This is a genomic window from Vibrio sp. Isolate32 (assembly GCF_022397955.1).
Classification (GTDB): Bacteria; Pseudomonadota; Gammaproteobacteria; order Enterobacterales; family Vibrionaceae; genus Vibrio.
In genome coordinates, this window is the sequence record NZ_JAKEUQ010000031.1 from 1 (window position 1) to 18,604 (window position 18,604).

General features: G+C 44.3%; 19 protein-coding genes and 4 pseudogenes. 13 read left to right on the forward strand and 10 right to left on the reverse strand.

Translation table 11 applies throughout. From position 1 onward, the window contains the following. The coding region (locus L1D11_RS18945; RefSeq protein WP_239834699.1) for a transposase at positions 1 to 244 on the forward strand (244 nt) is incomplete at its 5' end. A 6-nt stretch (positions 245 to 250) separates the two neighbouring features. Here the strand turns inward: L1D11_RS18945 and L1D11_RS18950 are convergent. The 4 genes and pseudogenes from L1D11_RS18950 to L1D11_RS18965 all read right to left on the reverse strand — a co-directional run. Continuing rightward, positions 251 to 354, reverse strand: a pseudogene (locus L1D11_RS18950) (IS5/IS1182 family transposase); the annotation flags it as partial. A gap of 194 nt (positions 355 to 548) precedes the next feature. Then, entirely contained in the window at positions 549 to 1,562 is a 1,014-nt protein-coding gene (locus tag L1D11_RS18955; RefSeq protein ID WP_345779310.1) for a bifunctional diguanylate cyclase/phosphodiesterase, read from the reverse strand. Positions 1,563 to 1,643: 81 nt separating this feature from the next. Further along, positions 1,644 to 2,264: pseudogene (locus tag L1D11_RS22785) on the reverse strand (cache domain-containing protein); the annotation flags it as partial. After that, a complete protein-coding gene (locus L1D11_RS18965) occupies positions 2,265 to 2,603 on the reverse strand; it encodes a hypothetical protein (protein ID WP_239834697.1) in 339 nt (112 codons plus the stop codon). A 156-nt stretch (positions 2,604 to 2,759) separates the two neighbouring features. Between L1D11_RS18965 and L1D11_RS18970 the strand changes: the two genes are divergently transcribed. From L1D11_RS18970 to L1D11_RS19005, 8 genes and pseudogenes are all read left to right on the forward strand, one after another. After that, positions 2,760 to 3,131, forward strand: coding sequence for a GntR family transcriptional regulator (locus tag L1D11_RS18970; RefSeq protein WP_004740059.1), 372 nt, complete (start codon positions 2,760 to 2,762; stop codon positions 3,129 to 3,131). Further along, positions 3,128 to 3,982, forward strand: a complete 855-nt coding sequence (locus L1D11_RS18975) for an ABC transporter ATP-binding protein (protein ID WP_239834696.1) — start codon at positions 3,128 to 3,130, stop codon at positions 3,980 to 3,982. The genes L1D11_RS18970 and L1D11_RS18975 overlap by 4 nt, the downstream gene beginning before the upstream one ends. After that, positions 3,982 to 4,788 carry a hypothetical protein gene (locus L1D11_RS18980; RefSeq protein WP_239862677.1) on the forward strand — a complete coding sequence of 269 codons (807 nt, stop codon included), beginning with the start codon at positions 3,982 to 3,984 and terminating at the stop codon, positions 4,786 to 4,788. The genes L1D11_RS18975 and L1D11_RS18980 overlap by 1 nt, the downstream gene beginning before the upstream one ends. Positions 4,789 to 4,901: 113 nt before the next feature. Continuing rightward, a pseudogene (locus L1D11_RS18985) lies at positions 4,902 to 5,906 on the forward strand (ISL3 family transposase); the annotation flags it as partial. Between the two features lie 16 nt (positions 5,907 to 5,922). Continuing rightward, a pseudogene (locus L1D11_RS18990) lies at positions 5,923 to 6,195 on the forward strand (transposase); the annotation flags it as partial. Between the two features lie 933 nt (positions 6,196 to 7,128). Then, positions 7,129 to 7,419, forward strand: a complete 291-nt coding sequence (locus L1D11_RS18995) for an antibiotic biosynthesis monooxygenase (RefSeq protein WP_239832886.1) — start codon at positions 7,129 to 7,131, stop codon at positions 7,417 to 7,419. Beyond that, positions 7,416 to 7,970 carry a nucleotidyltransferase family protein gene (locus tag L1D11_RS19000; RefSeq protein ID WP_239832859.1) on the forward strand — a complete coding sequence of 185 codons (555 nt, stop codon included), beginning with the start codon at positions 7,416 to 7,418 and terminating at the stop codon, positions 7,968 to 7,970. Before L1D11_RS18995 ends, L1D11_RS19000 begins: the two co-directional genes overlap by 4 nt. A gap of 144 nt (positions 7,971 to 8,114) precedes the next feature. Next, positions 8,115 to 8,540 (forward strand): bifunctional diaminohydroxyphosphoribosylaminopyrimidine deaminase/5-amino-6-(5-phosphoribosylamino)uracil reductase RibD, encoded by a 426-nt coding sequence (locus tag L1D11_RS19005; RefSeq protein ID WP_239832860.1) that lies wholly within the window; start codon positions 8,115 to 8,117, stop codon positions 8,538 to 8,540. A 79-nt stretch (positions 8,541 to 8,619) separates the two neighbouring features. Here L1D11_RS19005 and L1D11_RS19010 read toward each other — a convergent pair whose 3' ends face one another. Further along, positions 8,620 to 9,072 (reverse strand): NUDIX domain-containing protein, encoded by a 453-nt coding sequence (locus tag L1D11_RS19010; protein ID WP_239832861.1) that lies wholly within the window; start codon positions 9,070 to 9,072, stop codon positions 8,620 to 8,622. A gap of 281 nt (positions 9,073 to 9,353) precedes the next feature. Between L1D11_RS19010 and L1D11_RS19015 the strand changes: the two genes are divergently transcribed. The 3 genes from L1D11_RS19015 (at position 9,354) to L1D11_RS19025 (ending at position 12,785) form a co-directional block, all read left to right on the forward strand. Continuing rightward, on the forward strand, positions 9,354 to 11,066 hold the full coding sequence (locus L1D11_RS19015) for an RluA family pseudouridine synthase (protein ID WP_239832862.1): 1,713 nt from the start codon (positions 9,354 to 9,356) through the stop codon (positions 11,064 to 11,066). Positions 11,067 to 11,262: 196 nt separating this feature from the next. Further along, on the forward strand, positions 11,263 to 11,646 hold the full coding sequence (locus tag L1D11_RS19020; RefSeq protein ID WP_239832863.1) for a hypothetical protein: 384 nt from the start codon (positions 11,263 to 11,265) through the stop codon (positions 11,644 to 11,646). A gap of 125 nt (positions 11,647 to 11,771) precedes the next feature. Then, positions 11,772 to 12,785 carry an alpha/beta fold hydrolase gene (locus L1D11_RS19025; protein ID WP_239832864.1) on the forward strand — a complete coding sequence of 338 codons (1,014 nt, stop codon included), beginning with the start codon at positions 11,772 to 11,774 and terminating at the stop codon, positions 12,783 to 12,785. Positions 12,786 to 12,805: 20 nt separating this feature from the next. Here L1D11_RS19025 and L1D11_RS19030 read toward each other — a convergent pair whose 3' ends face one another. Beyond that, on the reverse strand, positions 12,806 to 13,876 hold the full coding sequence (locus L1D11_RS19030; protein WP_239862680.1) for an AraC family transcriptional regulator: 1,071 nt from the start codon (positions 13,874 to 13,876) through the stop codon (positions 12,806 to 12,808). A 107-nt stretch (positions 13,877 to 13,983) separates the two neighbouring features. After that, positions 13,984 to 14,946, reverse strand: coding sequence for a helix-turn-helix domain-containing protein (locus L1D11_RS19035; RefSeq protein ID WP_239862681.1), 963 nt, complete (start codon positions 14,944 to 14,946; stop codon positions 13,984 to 13,986). 89 nt (positions 14,947 to 15,035) lie between these two features. Between L1D11_RS19035 and L1D11_RS19040 the strand changes: the two genes are divergently transcribed. Then, the gene (locus tag L1D11_RS19040) at positions 15,036 to 15,599 is read left to right on the forward strand and encodes a cysteine hydrolase family protein (protein ID WP_239832867.1); all 564 of its coding nucleotides are present in this window, start codon (positions 15,036 to 15,038) and stop codon (positions 15,597 to 15,599) included. Between the two features lie 94 nt (positions 15,600 to 15,693). Here the strand turns inward: L1D11_RS19040 and L1D11_RS19045 are convergent, their stop codons facing one another. From L1D11_RS19045 to L1D11_RS19055, 3 genes are all read right to left on the reverse strand, one after another. Beyond that, the gene (locus L1D11_RS19045) at positions 15,694 to 17,052 is read right to left on the reverse strand and encodes a Na+/H+ antiporter NhaC family protein (RefSeq protein WP_239832868.1); all 1,359 of its coding nucleotides are present in this window, start codon (positions 17,050 to 17,052) and stop codon (positions 15,694 to 15,696) included. A gap of 236 nt (positions 17,053 to 17,288) precedes the next feature. Further along, on the reverse strand, positions 17,289 to 18,071 hold the full coding sequence (locus L1D11_RS19050; RefSeq protein WP_239832869.1) for a hydratase: 783 nt from the start codon (positions 18,069 to 18,071) through the stop codon (positions 17,289 to 17,291). A 204-nt stretch (positions 18,072 to 18,275) separates the two neighbouring features. Then, complete coding sequence (locus L1D11_RS19055; protein WP_239832887.1) at positions 18,276 to 18,581, reverse strand: DUF3861 domain-containing protein; 306 nt, start codon at positions 18,579 to 18,581, stop codon at positions 18,276 to 18,278. Positions 18,582 to 18,604: the final 23 nt, after the last annotated feature.

Genomic DNA, 18,604 nt, shown 5'->3' on the forward strand with positions numbered 1-18,604 from the left:
GCTCTGGGAGGTGTGGTGGGCACAAGTACAGGAGAGTGGAATTAAGCCATTGCAAGAGTTCGCACGAAAACTGAGTCCTTATCTTCACGGCATTATCGCATCGGCAAGTTATCCGCTTAACACCTGCACATTGGAAGGGATAAACAACAAGATAAAACTAATCAAGCGAATGGGATATGGGTATCGAGATACAGACTACTTCTTCTTGAAGATAAAAGCGGCTTTCCCCGGAAAGCCGCGATGAACCTTATTTTTTTGTTTTACCCCACCCGCTTATTGCCTCTTCATCAATCCAAAAGGTCAAAGAGCCACGGTTAATAAGTGATTGGTTGTTTTGTAACGTGGTTTAGGCATGGGGCTACGAAAGATAGTGGACGTAGCAGATCAGATCGTAGGTTTTAGATTTAGTTCCATTGAATTACGCAACATCAAAGCCTTAATAAGGTGCAGTTCATAAAGAGTGTTATAGCGTTTAAGTCATCGGGGCTCATCTCATGGGGATTACTCTGCCGCGCAGGGCTTATTAGTTCAATAATAATATCAAACGTCTATAGCTCAGCACCTGTTGGCCCTGCTGCGTCGAATGAATGTGGCTTAGCTCTAATCGTAGATATAACGCAGTCTTCAAGCTTCGCTGGAAAGTACGCGTCAACTAACCCTTGGGCAAAGAGCGGCTTATCATAGTAATAACCTTGTCGTAAATCACAATGGTATTGCTGCAGCTTAGCCATCTGCTCTGGGGGTTCGCCCCCCTCAGCAACGACTTTCATCTGGCAAGAGGCGCCAATATCAATAATGACTCTCACTAAAGTCTCACTGTGCTGACTGGAATTCAGTTTGCCGATGAAAGATCGGTCGATCTTTATCTCTGTAATTGGCAGAGTATTAAGGTAATTGAGTGATGAAAATCCGGTACCAAAGTCATCGAGCGAGATACCAAATCCATATTCTCTGAGCCTTCTCAGTTCCGGCTCGACAATGTGCAGATCTTTGATGAAAATGTTTTCGGTCAGCTCTAGAGTCACTCGGCAAGGAGCTATACCCACCTCTTCGACGAGGCGAATGACCTTATCATCGAAACCAAGTTCGAAAACTTGCTTAGGTGACACGTTTAGAAAAACTCCTACCGCCTCAGGTCCATTTGGCATCAAGTTTAAGGTTTCGTCACATGCTTTTCTTAGTAAACACCCCCTCCAAAAAAAGTGTGAAACGATATCGTTAGTCCCTAAGATTCGTTCAAATCGCGAACCTATCTGTTTTAGCAGCTCATCTCCGCTTACGTGGACATATTGGCCATTGATACGTTTAAAGTTATCTAAGTCAACAAAGACCAATGCCACCAACTTACCCTCAAGTTTTGAGTGAGCAATCGCTCGGCTAACTTGAAGCTCTAGTTCAGAACGATTAGGAAGTGCCGTCAGAGAGTCGTGTTTTGCCATATGTTGCAGTCGACGGCGACTGTTTTGGATTCGGCTAAAATCGTCTGCTATTCTCTGCTCCATTTGAGAGAAGCGAGTGGATACTCTTCGACTGATAATGGCGCTGATGAAAATACAACTCATCGTCACCAACACACTCAATATAAGAACAAGACCAAATTCGTTACGAGATTCGGCTAACAACTCATTTTTTCGTTTCTCTATCGAGGCATTAACATTATTCAAATACACGCCTGTACCGACGATCCAATTCCAATCACCGACCTTTTTGACATAGCTACTTTTAGGCCCAATAACGCCGTTTTTATCTGCGGTAACATAATCAACGAATCCGCCCTCTTCAGATTTCGCTAGAACATCATGTTTAAAGCGACTTCCAAGATCATCGTAGACGTTAATCCCTTGCCCTATATGAATTCGATTTGCGTGGAGTAAGCTGTCACCATTTTTTCAAAAACAAACAGGTAGCCATTGTCACCCACGATTACTATCGACAGTACCAAATTACCCGTCAAAAGGCTCGAATCGGCGAATATAGGTTAATTTCTCATAATGCGTACTTTCGATATAGGGCTTCTCTAAATCCCGCCCCTCTAGATCTGGGCGCGGAACGAAATACCGAGAAAAAGCACCATTACTCTGCTTAAGAAGTTCAATTTGTTCTTTGATGACAGCCACACCTTGAGTGTCAGTCGTCTTAAGTTGATTGGTGTTTTCAATTTCTGGGTTAAGAGGATGAACGAGTGACGTGCCCTGCATGTCATAGGCGTAGATGTACTCTTGCTTTTCAGCATAACTCAGCTTTATGATCTCATTTAAAATCAGTTATTTAATTTTATCTTCTGACAGGTATTGGTTCGAAGAATAGATATTTTGCGCCGCAGTGTACGCCCTGTCTAACCGTCGAGTAATGCGCTTTTTTACTTCATCTTCAACAAGGCGTTGAGTGTGTGTAATTTGCTGAGAAACGTGAAGCACCTGCGCCTCAATAGAGCCTTTTGGGGCAGCAATATAGTCGGTTCGAATTAACTCAACCAGCGCCTTGGCCTTTTGATTCACACTCTTGAACATCGCCATATTCAAGATGATCGCAGAAAAGATGATGATGGTTATTGGCAAATACTTGGTAAACCAGACCAATTTTTTGTCATTAATGTGCAACATACGAACTCAACACCACAGTACGAAGTGCCATATAATAGCGTTGCTTTTACTGAACATCCAACCATAAAAATATTCGAAAAATTTTTATAAAAGTCTTGCCAATACGAATAAAAAGGTTAGTGTTATACACATGTATATCACCATGCAGTTTTAATTATGACCGAATGGAAAGACGACCAACCGATCTTTAGGCAGCTTGCCACTAAGATCAGCGACCAGATTCTGCAAGGTATTTGGCTAGAGCAACAGGCCCTGCCCTCTGTGCGCGCTGTTGCTGCGGATCTTAAAATCAACCACCTTACCGTCATGAAAAGCTACCAGTTACTGGTTGATGAAGGCTTGGTTGAAAAGAAGCGAGGCCAAGGTATGTATGTAGCCGAAGGTGCACTTCAAAAACTGAAAGAGTCCGCACACCAAACTTTCATCAACACACAGATCCCAGCCATCGCTGAGACGCTAGGCATCATTGATATGAGTGTCGAAGAACTCGTGAAACAGCTAGAACAACATATAAAGGACAAGTCATGAGTACTTTACTTTCCGCGAAAAACGTCACTAAAACTTATTCAAATCAAGTGGGTGTAGAGAGCATCAGCTTCGAACTAAAACCGGGGCAGGTGCTTGGCTTGCTTGGTCATAATGGCGCTGGTAAATCTACTCTCATCAAGTCACTGCTTGGTGGGCATAGCTATCAGGGTGAAATCGAAGTCAACGGCTACCACCCTATACACCAGCATGCTGATCTCATGCAGCACCTATCTTACATCTCTGATGTGAATGTGCTCCCTGAATGGATGACCATCAAACAACTACTTCGTTACACCGAAGGCGTGCACCCGAGTTTCAACAGACAAAAAGCCGAGCAAACACTGAGTAGCACGAACATTAAACTCTCTTCCACGATCAAACAGCTCTCTAAGGGGATGAAAGTACAAGTTCACCTTGCGATCATCATCGCAACTGACACTCAGGTACTCATCTTGGATGAGCCAACACTTGGCCTAGATTTGATTTACCGAGACACCTTCTACCGCCACCTGTTGGAATGGTTCCACGATGGCGAGCGTGCGATGATCATTGCTAGCCATGAGGTTTCTGAGATCGAACATCTACTGACAGATGTACTTATTCTCAAACAAGGCCGCTGCGTGCTGCAGAAAAGTATGGAAGATATCGAGAGTGATTACTTCATTATCGAAGTTGCTAACAACCACTCAAGCGACATTCAAAAATTGAAGCCACTCACTTCACAACCGGGATTAGGAACGACTAAATGGTTATTGGAAGGTCAATACAAACCACAAGTTGAATCACTAGGTAACATCTACAACGTTGGTCTTGCCGACCTATTCCTTGCAACACAGACGGAGAAGGCATAATGCACCCAAGTTTTTACATGCTAGAAAAAGAACTTATCGAGCACAAAATCAATACTCGATTACCTCTATTCGTTGCGTTGTGTGGTTTGTTACTGTTCGTGAGTCTGTTCTTTAATGGCGCGGCACAGCATGAGTTTTTCTTCCAGATGGAAGTTAACGGCGATGTGAGCGACATCCATAGAGAATTTGCACAAGACCTTAACTCTGTGATCTACTTTGGAGCGGGCCTAATTTCACTGCTGCTTTCAACGCTGTATATCCCAAAAACACTGCGTAAAGAGCGCCAAGAAGGCAGCTCAATGTTTTGGAGAAGCATGCCAGTATCGAATGCTCTGACTCACGGTGTGAAGCTAGGCTTTGGTTTAGTGGTGATACCCGCTATCTGCGCCCTATTGGTTCTATTTGCCGATGTTCTATTCTGGATTCTAAACGTATCTAGCGAGCAACAACTGGCGCTATTAGTAGAACAGCAATCACTGTTTTATGTGCTCACCAATTGGTTGGTATTCTTTGGTCGAATGCTGTTAGTTGCCTTGGTGCTATTACCGTTAGCGACAATGACACTGGCAATCTCGCAGCTGGTTAACTCGCCATTGCTTGTCATCTTTGTTTCAAGCTTTGCAATCAAATGGCTGGCTATCGCACTGTTCGGTTTCTATGGTATCAATGACTTCTTTTCTGTTATCGCTTCACTGCCGATGAAAGTACTTACGGCAAGTAACCCGTTCAGTGCGCTCTCTGAAGTCTCTGTCTTATCTTTGAGCATTTACGTCTTGCTGGCTCTTCTCCGCTTTGTTGAGTCATAACGCAATACTTATGACTTCTACCATACTGACTAATAACCCTTTTTTAGTCAGTATGGATGAATCCTATTTTGACCCAGTTACTTTCTCAGCTTTTACATATTCAGGGGCAGGCAATCCAGTCGATTAAGGTCGATGAATCCACTCAAACTGTTGACGTTTACTGTCGTCGAGACCGACGATTTAAAGTGACCGACCCAAAGTCTAACCAAGCTTGCACCGTCAATACTTACGTTTCTAGAACCATTTATGACTTGCCGATAAGTGTGATTGCGAGACACTATGGACTTCGCTGGGAAACGATTAAGAATATTGACAAGGCGGCGCTGCATCGAACGTTGCCACCCTCTGAGCCGTCAAAACTCCGTGGATTAAAACGGATTGGCGTTGATGAAGTCGCAAAAGCCAAAGGGCACGACTATATGACTGTGGTGTATAACATGGATAACGGCCAATTGATTTGGGTCGAGCATGGTCGTACACACCGCGTTCTCGAAGCCTTTCTCACTCAACTTACCGAACAAACTGCCCAAGGGATTCAGGCCGTTGCAATGGATATGGGGAAGGCTTACCAAAAAGCCGTCAGAGAAAACCTGCCGAACGCTGACATCGTTTTTGACCGATTCCATGTCGTCCAACAATATAGCCAACTCATTCGACGAGAGCGGTCGTATGAGTTCAAAAAAGCGGTCTGTAGAGAAGATAAAGCGCTGATTAAAGGCTCGCTTTACCTTCTATTAAAGAATCCAGAAAGGCTGTCAGAAAACCAAACGGACAAACTGAAAATGTTACTCAAAGCTAATCGCCGTCTGAGTGAAATCTACGTTCTTAAAGAGCAGCTAAAAAGTATCTGGCGAGCGGAAACCTATCAGCAAATGGCTTACCGTTTAGACGCTTGGTGTCAGTTAGCCAAAGCGACAAGAATAATGAGCGTGAAAGGTTTTGTATCCATGCTGCAAGACCACAAAGAAGGCATCTGTAACTTTGCAAAGTATGACCGATTAACCAGCTCTGTAATCGAGGCTGGCAATGTATCAATAGGATTGTTACGCAGAAGAGCTCGCGGGATAAGAGATACCGAATACTTCAAACTGAAGATTAAACAGCTTTCAGTACCTGAGGTAAGTTCANTACCGTTTAGACGCTTGGTGTCAGTTAGCCAAAGCGACAAGAATAATGAGCGTGAAAGGTTTTGTATCCATGCTGCAAGACCACAAAGAAGGCATCTGTAACTTTGCAAAGTATGACCGATTAACCAGCTCTGTAATCGAGGCTGGCAATGTATCAATAGGATTGTTACGCAGAAGAGCTCGCGGGATAAGAGATACCGAATACTTCAAACTGAAGATTAAACAGCTTTCAGTACCTGAGGTAAGTTCAATGTTATACCCTTCTGTCAAGCTCATCTAAGCGGAGAAGAGCCCAAAATCTATCGCGTGATACGTAAATAATGAAATCAAAGCTTCTGAGAAATCGGGAGCTTTTTTATTGCCCGCAATTTCTGTTTGGAGTTTGGATGTGGAATCGTTGTGCTAAGTAGAGAATATGCTAGGTAAAAGATTAACTGTGTAAGAGGTTTGCTTTGAGGGGGTATTAATGAGCTGACATTAAATTGCATTGTTGTTAATGCCTGCCAGCTCTTTGAGGGATGATTTCTTTAGCTACCAACCAGTCAAGGTCATTGAGAGTGCTATCGAAATCGGTTTGTTTCATTTTAATGCCAGTGACTGGCTGTGGTTGAAAGCCTTTCAGCTTTGCAAGTTTTTAGCTTTAATACTTGATATATAGAGCTTATTTCTTTGAAGCTTCTTTCGAAGTGTCTTTCGAAGTGTCTTTCCAGTATTGGATACGAACGCGATGAAGCTGTGCTCTTCTCATTTTTTTCATAAGGTATTTTTCCTTTTTATTTAGCTGCTCTTCATGAGCTTTTTTATTGCCAACCATTCGAATCTAACGGTGTTTGTTGGCCAGATCAATGATACAAATCACAAAATATAAAGAGTTCTAAGTACCATTTACATCAAAATATGACCTAGATATCAACTGTGGCTCAATTTAATCCAATAAGCCGTTCTACCTATTAAAGGTTAGATCCCTCAGATGACAAACTCATTTCAGTATCAATACACTTCTATGATACCCATTTAATAGACCGGAACATCGAGAATTTAGCTCCCGAATTATTTTACCCTACCCAACACATGTTACAATGTAACTTAACATAATAGGATTGAGGCTGTTTTTTGTTCACATTGGTCTATACGACACTTACTCAAAATGGGATTATGTTGATGAGAGGCAACACTATAAGTAAAGGATGGGCAGACTTAAATGGACACAACAATCCGTAAAGTAATTTTACAAGGGCATATTGTCGTACCAGACGATGATTTAGAAGTAGTTATACAAGCACTGACCGTTCATAAAGAACTCACGTTGTCTGAGCCGGGCTGTATTGTATTTCGTGTTAGTCAAAGCTCACTGCAGCCAAACCGCTTTGAAGTATATGAAGAGTTCACTAACCGTAAAGCGTTTGAGGCCCACCAAAATAGAGTTAAAACCTCAGACTGGGGCAAGATAACTAAGAACGTGACACGCCATTATCAAGTGACCGATGTAACCACACCATCATGACCCAAGCATTGACCCACCAAGTCGCAGCCTTGATCGAACAAGATCCGCTGCGAACAAAAATCTTAGAGTGCGTGGCTCAATTAGATCTACCACAATGCTATGTCGCTGCAGGCTTCGTGAGGAATCTAGTTTGGGATCACTTGCATGGCTTTGATAGCCCCACGCCGCTCAACGATATTGATGTGATCTACTTTGATCGCGGTGATTATGGTTACCAATCGGACATAGATTACGAAGCTCAGCTAAAACAACGGCTACCTGAACTCAACTGGCAAGTTCGTAATCAAGCCAATATGCATACTCGAAACCAAGATAAACCTTATCAAAGTACACTAGATGCCATGAGTTACTGGCCTGAGAAAGAAACCGCTATCGCAGTAAAGAAAAACTGCCATGGGCGTATAGAGTGTATATCGGCTTTTGGTTTAGAGAGCTTGTTCCATTTGAAGATAACGCCGAACCCGAACCGCGGTCGCGACGTGTTTGATCAACGAGTCCAATCTAAAAACTGGCTAACTCATTGGCCAAAGTTAACCATTGACCAGAGTTAATTATTGCTCACAACTAACTATCAAACAGCTTCAAAGCTAAAACCATTGACTAATAGCCCAATCAGATCGAACATGCCTCACTTCTTAGCTAAACCGCACGCGGTAACAAACAATTTCTTCTTCTCGTCATACTGAGTAACAACCATGAACCAACAATACATGCTGCAAGCACTTGAAGCTTCGCGCCAAGCCCTACCCGATTGCCAACCAAACCCACCAGTGGGGTGTGTCTTGGTGAAGAACGACAAAGTAGTGTCTGTTGGTTACACACAAAAGGTTGGTGGGAACCATGCTGAAGTCGAAGCGCTGAATCACTATGACGGCGATATGGAAGGCGTAACAGCCTACGTGACATTAGAGCCGTGCTCTTTTGTCGGTCGGACACCAGCTTGTGCTAATACTTTAGTTAAAGCCGGTGTAAAGTACGTTGTCGTCGCTATGCTCGATCCAGATCCTCGCAACAATGGCCGCGGTGTAGCAATACTGGAATCGCATGGTGTGAAAGTTGACGTGGGACTATGCCAAGCACAAGCGAGTGCCTTTTTAACCCCATACCTTGGTAAGTCTTAGTACTCATTAGCATCTGTGGAGTTTAGCTCTTGCGCTAGGCTTAATGAGCACTCGTTACTCAACATCCAATCAACCAAGACTAACCCACATCTACTCGATAAAGTGGGTTAGCTGGCGTATCAACAAAGTATGCCCAGATATGATCATAAACCGTATGTTGGTTAGGGAATGGCGCTAACGCTTTCGCTTCCTCTAAACTGCACCATCGATACTCAGTGTGTTCATAGTTTAATTCTACTGCTTGGTCTGGCGGGCAAAGCACAGCAAATATCGGGATAAGTTGAATGACATTGACGTTCGCCTCGTAGAACTGCTCCAAAAATTGAGCGTTATACAATTCTTTCGCTTCAATTTTAGTTTCTTCTTCAAATTCACGTACGATTGCCTGCCAACCTGTTTCTCCCGCTTCAATCGAACCCGCAATATGGCACCAATAGCCGCCCTTTACGCGCTTCATTAATAGCATTTTCGTCTGTCCGTCGATCTCAGAAAGAGCGACACCAGCCACAATCGATGTATTGAGTGGAATCATAACGTTACCTTATCTTGAACACCAAACGTTCAAGCCTAGCACCCTTCGTTTATCAAAAACGTCTCTTGTAATGAAAAACGAGAAACCAATCATTAATTTGTATTATTTGCCTGAACACTGAGCATTGCACAGGTAATCATGTCACTTCTAACAAGCGAAGGCGCTATTTCTTATTTGAGGCGCTTTTCGATAAAGAGTAGAATCACCGCCTTATACTGTATTTAAGCTCTCAAAACACAGTAGACTCGTAGCTATTTATCACCATCCAGTAAGACGACTATATGCACTCATCAAAACCAACGCACGACTCAGAGAACAGCCATACACCTGAGCACTGCTTCACTCGCTTTCAACAGCCGATCGAGTCATATTCGTTGCCTGAGCGTTTCACCTTTCCGTTCTACTACGAACCACATCCATTATGTGAAATTGCGTCTCACCAGCTTCAACAATACCTAGAAACCCAAACCGATTGGCAGCACGACTTCGGACTAGATTCTGACGAAGGTCGCGGCAAGATGTTTGGTGTATTACTAGTAAGAAGCCCTGAAGGTGAACTTGGTTACTTCTCTGCATTCTCAGGGAAAATCGCTGATCAAAACCTACTGCCTCACTTTGTTCCACCGGTATTCGACATGCTGAGCAGTGACAGCTTTTTCCGTCAAGAAACCGCAGATATGATGGCGGTGAACGCCGAATTTAAAGCGCTGCAGGTTAACGCTCAATACCTTGAGTTGTGTAAACAATTAGCACAGCAAAAAGCGCAGGCAGAGCAAGAGATCGAAGCTCAACGCTTGTTGATCATTGAAGGTCGTAAAACGCGCAAAGAGCAACGAGAGCAAGGTAAAGAGAATCTTGATGAGCAAGCTTTTGAGCAACTAAACCAAGAGCTCAGCAAAGCCAGCATTGCAGATAAAAACCAACAGAAATACCTGAAGCTCAATTGGGAACAAACCCTAAACGAGCTACAAGGCAAGGTGGACGTATTTACGGCTCAATTGGCTGAATTAAAAGAGCGAAGAGCGCACCTGTCTCATCAGCTTCAACACAAGTTGTTTTCACAATACGCTTTCCAAAATGCGGAAGGCAATGTCGAGGACCTTAACCAGATCTTTGAAAACACACCAAATAAAATACCACCGGCAGGCTCTGGTGAATGTGCGGCGCCTAAGCTTCTGCAATATGCCTATTTGAATGGCTACACGCCATTGGCATTAGCTGAATTTTGGTGGGGCCGCTCTCCAAAATCGGAGATCCGCAAACACAAGAAATACTACGCCTCTTGCCAAAGCAAATGTGTACCAATACTTGGCCATATGATGAAAGGCCTTGAAGTGGATCCAAACCCGTTGTTAGAGAATCCAGCAGAGGGCAAAGAGCTCGATATCCTGTTTCAAGATGAGCATATCGTTGTGGTACATAAGCCAGCAGGGTTCCTTTCAGTACCGGGCAAGACCATCAAAGATTCTGCCTACACTCGCGTTCAGGAAATGCATCCTGATGTGGAAGGGCCTTTTGTGATACACCGCTTAGACATGGCGACCTCTGGCATTCTGATATTCGCCCTGACTCGACGCGCAAACAAAAGCCTGCAGAAACAGTTCATTACTCGTGAAGTCGAGAAGCGATACGTCGCGATGATTGAAGGCGTTCTGTCCGAAGATGAGGGTTATGTTCGATTACCGCTGCGTGGTGACCTGTACGATCGTCCTCGTCAAATTGTTTGCTACGAGCACGGCAAACCTGCAGAAACTAAATGGGAAGTGATTGAACGCAATCAAGACACCACCAAGGTTTATCTGCACCCTAAAACAGGACGCACACACCAGTTACGTGTGCACTGTTCACATGAAGAAGGGCTGCATATGCCAATCGTCGGTGATGGTCTGTATGGCAACAAAGCTGACCGTCTTCACCTACATGCAGAAAGACTTGCCCTACACCATCCAATTACCAAAGAGTGGATGGAATTCCAATTCGATGCAGAGTTCTAAAAACTCTTATCAATAACAAGTCTTAATGAAAGGGGTCACACCATTTGTGGCTCCTCTTCTTCCACTTCCCTCGCATCTGCGCCCTCGTTTCGCCTACCTCTTTCGGATATATCTCCACGCTTATTGCACTACATCAAGGTTCACTTCATTTTGAGGTGTAGGATGCCCCTCTTCACCTTTCCTTGAGGCCTTTGATATGTCATCAGCTGCTTTGAATCTACATTCCAATACACAAACATCTTCTTTGACTGTTGCGCCAGCATCAACAAACGTAAAGCCAATCACAACAAAAAAACCGGATCTGAATTCGGCAATGCTGAATCTCATCGAAGAAGTGAAAAACGAACTCCCGCTCTATGAGTCAGAGACATTCATTTGTGGGCCAAAAGGAAACTGCGCAGGTTGCTCTAAGAAATTGCTAGAGATGGTCGACACAGAATTGATGTACTGGGAACACAGCATCTCAATGGGACAAGGGCCAAACTTCGAAGAACTGCGTCGCTTCGGTAAACTATGCAGCAGCGTAAGACGTGGCTTAGAAAGAAATGGCTTGGTAGAGAAACGCCCTAGAGGAAGATAACTAGAACCACGTCACTAGCTTCGGTACTAAAACACGATTTAGGGCGTCCTCGATCGTGTTTTAGGTCTCGTGATACCTAGCCTTAGCGCATATTAGCTCCACTTATCTCAGTTGGAGTTAACACTATGAAACGGACACATTTACTGTTCACATCCCTACTTTTCCTTTGCAGTTCAGCCACCGCTTCCGGTGTCGGATTCACTCAAGTCACCTTAAATGACGATCCTAATCGCATGCTAAACACTGCCATTTGGTATCCCGCGAGAGATGCAACAGACACAACCTTAATTGGCGATAACCCCGCCTTTATCGGTACACAAGTCATCAAAGGCGCAGACATTCAATCCGGTACTTTTCCAGTAATACTGCTATCGCACGGCTACCGAGGAAACTGGCGTAATCAAAACTGGTTAGCGACCAAACTTGCGAGTAAAGGCTACATCGTAGCAGCCGCTGATCATCCGGGAACCACCTCTTTCAACCATTCTCCAAAGCAAGCAGCGAAATGGTGGGAAAGACCACGAGATGTATCACGTATTCTGGATTACCTGTTATCTGCCCCACAGTGGAAGCAGTCTGCTAACGCCGACAATGTGACTGCAATCGGGCATTCATTGGGTGGCTGGACAGTAATGCAATTGGCGGGAGCAAGAATCGATAGGCTAACCTTTGAAGCGAATTGTCTCATATACCCTAACCCACGAACTTGTGGACTTGCTGAAGAGCTAGGGCTCGACAAAGTCCAAGCTGCAGAGCTAAACAATAAAGACCTTTCAGACCCTAGGATTCAACGTGTGGTCAGCCTTGATTTAGGGCTTGCTCGCAGCTTTTCAATCGTCAGCTTAAATGACATTAAAGTGCCAACCTTGATACTGGCAGCTGGGAGCGATATTGGAGATCTTCCTCAAGCATTAGAGTCTGGCTATATTGCCGAACATGTACCGCTGAACTCTAGACGCTACAAAGTCTATGAAAAAGCCACCCATTTCAGCTTCATTCAAAACTGTAAACCCGGTGCTATAGTCATGCTGAATGAAGAGGTGCCAGGCGATGGCATTATTTGTAAAGATGGCATTGGTACATCACGCGACCAGTTACACCAATTGTTCTTCAATGACATCGTTCGCTTTCTAAATTGATAAACAAAAAGCAAACACACTCAATCTAACACTCGTAGCGAACTTCGAAACTCACTCGGAGTTTGCCCAGTTACCCTTGAAAACTCCCTATTGAAGTTAGACTTGGTCTGAAAGCCTGAACTTAGGTAGATCTCTGTTATCGCTTTATCGGTTTGCTTCAGAAGAGTCTTAGCGTGTTCAATCCGATAGGCGTTAATCACCTTCGAAATGTTCTGTTGGTGAGTTTGATTAACCGCAGACGATATTTTTCTAGCAGGAATGCCTAGCTTTCGTGCCAAGCGATTGAGAGACAGGTCAGGATCCTTGAATACTTGGCGCTCTCTCATTAATGCATCGAACTTAGCCATGATCTGAGTAGTTTCTTCAGCTTGGTCTTCATCTAAGCTGCTCGCGAGTGTAGTCGATATATCGACCTCTTCTGGAGAACCTTGTGACATGGCAGGTAAAGCCTGCATCTGCATGGTTTTTTCTTCGGCAGGCGTGCTCATACTGACCACCATCACGGCAGAAACAACTGCTGGAATAAGGACAAGGTAGCTAATCGATAAGATCAGATTGGTGTGTTGCGCGTCCAACAGCAAGATGTCGAAAGAAAGTGCACTATCAACCAAAGCTGAGAATAGTAGCATTACACCTGCAACTCTTTCAGCAGCCAACACTTTCGACACATCGGTCAGCCGCACTTGTTCCGGTGCGCGCAGCGACGACTTCAGCAGCAAGCCACCATAACCGAGATAGAGCAAGATCAGCAATACATCAAGAGTTCCCGCCCAGAGGTGCACATAGAAAAGTGAGCCAACTAAAACAGCAATTGGGCCTAGCCAATGCAAATGTGTACTGGATTGGCTTCGATGAGCTCCCGAAAAACAGAGCCAAGCCGCCACAGGAACACAGGCACCGAGAATGGGTTGTAAGAAGCGAAACAGCGCAATGTCTACCGTCCATCGTAGACCCACCACCGTCACCATTAACGCGCACAGAATGATAAACCAAAATGGCTTTTGACTGGTTTGTGGGTAACGGCATCGAAACAGCACACCTGTCATCAATAACAACAGCGCCGCGACAAATGGTAAAGGAATGGCAAGCATCAACAGTCCGTTTAAGTTCGAGAAAAGATCACTTCCCCTTCAAGCACTTCATTAGCGAAGCAAGTGAGCGAACCAGTGATACATATTGAATATCAATCTATGGTAAATCATTCTTCTGATAAAAATCTAGAGCGAAACCTTGAAGGCGTTAAACCAATGATTTTCATAAAGACTTTGCGGAAGCTATTGACGTCTTCATATCCAACTAAGTAGCTGATTTGTTCTACTGGTTTGTGTGAGCTTTCCAGTAGCTCACACGCGCTTTGAACACGCACGTGTTGAATATAGTTAATCGGAGTCAAGGTCGTCGCTTTAGTAAATTGTCGAATAAAGGTTCTTCGCGTCATAAAGGCTTCCTCCGCCAATTGATCAAGTGTCAAAGGAAGGTGGTGATTCTTTTGAATAAAGCGCTGCACAGAGACAATCTTGTCATTACCATGAGTATAATTTGGCACAAAACTTTGATAATAACGCTGCTCTCTCAGCCCTGTATCCAGCACCAGCACCAGATACTTACCCAAATTGCGCGTATTGGTCGGTGTCGTATATTTAGTCAGGATAAACAGAGTCAAATCCATCCACGACATCAAACCACCAGCAGTAATGATGTCATCATCATCGATCAGGATTTTGTCGATATCAACGTCGACTCCAATGTGCAGCTCTGAAAACAATTGTTGAGCTTGCCAGTGCGTAGTGACGGTTCGCCCTTCTAGTAATCCGGTTTTAGCAAGAATGAACACGCCTGCGCACGCTGAGCACAATATTGAACCCTTTTGATGAGACTCAATCAGATAAGCCGTTAGCCTATCATCACGCTCTAGGTAGTAACTGCCATCTAAGTTTGGCGGCAATAAAATGATATCGGCTTTAGATTCTTCATTTGAGTTAGCCGATAAAACCGATAAGTCACCATAAGGCTTAATCTCAACCTGGAACCGAACCGTTTCACTTTCAGAATCAAGGCTATTCGCCATCTGAAGAAATTCTTTTACTCCAAACACAGCGCTCTGCAGAGAGCCAGGGTAATCGATAATTTCGACCTTTACTGATTTTGTCACTATTGCCATATAGTCTGTCATTTTTGACGTGCGTTAAAAAACACAGAGTAGTCATAATAGCCCCACACCACAAGACATTAACAACAAAGGTATGGATTATGAGCAATACTGCACTACTACTTATTGATTTCCAAAACGACTACTTCCCTTCATACGAAGGTGCGAAATGGGCCCTCTCTGAGACAGAAAAAGCGGCAGAAAAAGGTGCGCAATTACTCGAGACATTCCGCGAGAAAAAACTGCCAATCGTTCATGTGCGCCATGAATTTCCAACCAATGAAGCGCCATTCTTCTTGCCTAACTCAGATGGAGCTCAAATCCATAGTAGCGTAGCACCTCTGCAAGACGAGACAGTGATTGTAAAACAGCAGATCAACAGCTTTAGAGATACAGAACTGGACAAAGTATTGAAGGAACAAGGCGTTGAAAGGCTAATCATTGTTGGCGCGATGAGTCACATGTGTATTGATGCTGTGACTCGTGCAGCAACCGATTTAGGCTATGAATGCCACGTAGCGCATGATGCTTGCACCACATTGGATATGGAGTTCAATGGCGTTAAGGTACCGGCAGCACATGTGCACGCCGCATTCATGGCAGCACTTAGCTTTGGTTATAGCAACGTTGCGACTGCCAACGAACTTGAAAACCAACTTAAATAAAGCTCAAAATCAAAAGCCAGCGTCCGAGCAGTTCTTGCTGACACAAAAAAGGCGCCGATTACGGCGCCTTTTCATTAATCAAAATCTATTATTACTAAGCATTAGCCACTTGGCGTGCTGGGTGTTTGATAAACACAGCGATCACAGCCACGATAGCCAGTGCAAAACAGTAGTACGAGTTAGACACGATCTCTAGTGGCGATAAGTTAAATACTGAACCTAATAGCAACACCTGTGCGCCGTAAGGCAACACACCTTGAATCACACAAGAGAAGATATCCAATAAGCTTGCAGAACGACGTGGCGACACATTGTTCTCTTCCGCTAATTGACGAGCCACACTACCTGAAACAATAATCGCTACTGTGTTGTTTGCCGTGCACATGTTCACCATAGACACCAAACCAGCAATACCCAACTCACTTGCGCGGCCATTCGCTTGCTTAGAGTGTGAAGAGCCGAACGCACGAATCATGCTACTGACTAAGTTAGTTAAGAATGCCAGACCGCCTTGGCGACGCATCAGCTCACTCAAACCACCGATCAGCATCGACAATAAGAAAATTTCCTGCATGTTGCCAAAGCCTGCATAGATGTCTTGCGCGTAATCCGTTAAACCGTAGTTCTCCAGAGAGCCTAAACTAACGCCACCCGCCAGTAAGATGCCGATGGTTAGCACAACAAATACGTTCATGCCTGATACCGCAAGAATCAAGATAGTGATGTAAGGCAGTACTTTCAGCCACTCGATTGGACCCGTTTCAGGCACTTGAGTCGCAGTGCTATGAAAAGCAAAGATAATAATCGCGATAAGTGCAGCAGGAAGTGCGATACGGATATTTTCTTTAAACTTGTCTCTCATCTCACAGCCTTGCGAGCGTGTCGCGGCAATCGTAGTATCAGAGATGATAGAAAGGTTGTCACCAAACATCGCGCCACTTAAAACAACACCTGCGGTCAGTGGGATGCTCATACCAGCTGAATCAGCAATGCCCAGTGCAACAGGGGCTACCGCCGCGATGGTGCCCATCGAAGTACCCATTGCTGTTGCGATGAAAGCAGAAATTAAGAAGATACCCGGTAGGATCATGCTCGTCGGGATCGCTGACAAGCCAAGGTTTACCGTCGCATCTACACCACCAGAAGCTTTAGCAACGGCTGCAAAAGCACCTGCCAATAGGTAGATCATACACATTGCAATAATGTCTTTGTGACCTACTCCACTCAAGAACTGTTCGATAGCACGGTTCAATTTATCTTTGCTCAACAGCAGCGCCAACATCACAGCAGGTAGAGCCGCAATCGGAGCTGGAAGCTGATAGAAAGCAAAATCGACACCTTGCAACGACAAGTACGTACCTACGCCAATAAACAGCGCTAGGAACACGAGCAGAGGGATAAGCGCCACTGCCGAAGGAGCAATAACCGCATTAGAATTTTTTGAATTGGACATGGAACGACAACACTATAGAACAGGAAGGAGAGCAGACTAATGTCACACTTAGGACTTGTCAACGTCTAGACGTCTAAACGCCCAATATAATGCAAAGTAATACGAACTCTATTGAACATCACATAATAGAAAAGGCTATTTACTCACCAGTAAATAGCCTTTCGAGACCCAATCACCTGTGCGAAAAGCAAGGTTGTAGAGAACAGCTTTCTTAATCAATAGAGCTTGTAAATAACTTAGCGCTTTTGAGTGAAAATCACTTGGTACTCTCCGATACCATCATAAGCAACGGTTGTTAGCTCGTCGAAGTCAAGCTCAACCACACCACAGTAAGACCCTGTAATGATTGCCTCACCCGCTTCAAAACTAACTCCACGCTTGGTCATGGTATCGATCAACCAGTAAACGGGATTTTGAGCTAATGCGTTAGGGTGGGTGCCAGAAAATGCCTGTACTTTTCCAGCTTGAGTTATAGCCACTTCGACCTTAGCAGCAGCAAACGCTTTATCTTTCTCTATCTCAGGACCAAGAAACAAGCCTTGGTTTGCCAAGCAATCGGCTAAAACCTCGTAAAACTCCGCGCCACTGTCATCAGCAAAGCGAGATTGAATTAACTCAAGTGCCATATGGCAAGATCCAATGGCATCATTGATTTGTGCTTCGCTGTAGCCATGTGAGTTTGCAGGCAAAGGCTTAGCCAGTACTAAAGCGATTTCTGGCTCTACTCGGGCTACCTCTTTACCTGGCACTGAACCTGTGTCTGCGAACAATTCACAAATTTCACCTTGCTGCACGTTGTCAGCGAAAATAGGCGCTACGATAAATTTGTTTTCTGCAAGAGGTAACAGACACTTCCAGCCCCCCACTCTATCTGCGCGAATTTCAATCATGGATTCTTGAATGGCTAACGCATCATCTAAACTGGTTGGGCGATATGGTTCGATTAATCTTGGCGCTTTAGTTCCCGCTGTGCGACGGCTTAATAACTCTTTAGCCGCCTGCTCAAATACACTTGTCATAATATACCGTTTAATTTAGAACGATTAGAAATAGGCTTGGGCAATAGCATCACTCATGCGATGGTTGCACCATAAAGTGTTCAAAGGCCTATTGTCACATGTCCCGCAAGTGAACACATACCGCTAAGTCAATATATTAAAAGAAAAGCTCGCACCTGATGATCCGTTTGCTGGCTTTTTGAATATGTCATTGCCGGACAAGCGCTACGCGCCTTTCAGCGTCTTCTTAAGATTTTGCATGAAGTTTCTGAAGTGAGGCATGAAATCAACAAACAGAGGATGTTTTCGATCTTGCATCATCAACGGCCCCAGCAAGCGAATACTTACACCTAGTCTCGTTGCGGATTGCTCATCTAAGCCACTGTCCTGCTTGAGCTTATCTACAACCGCGATCATGTTTTCTCTATCTTCAATTTCAAACTGCATAGTTTGCAGTTCACGATCTTCCTTGATGTTCACTTCTTCGATAGTGATACGGTAGTAATTGTGTTTGCCTGTGATTGTTTGCATCGTCATTACTGTCTCCTAACTTG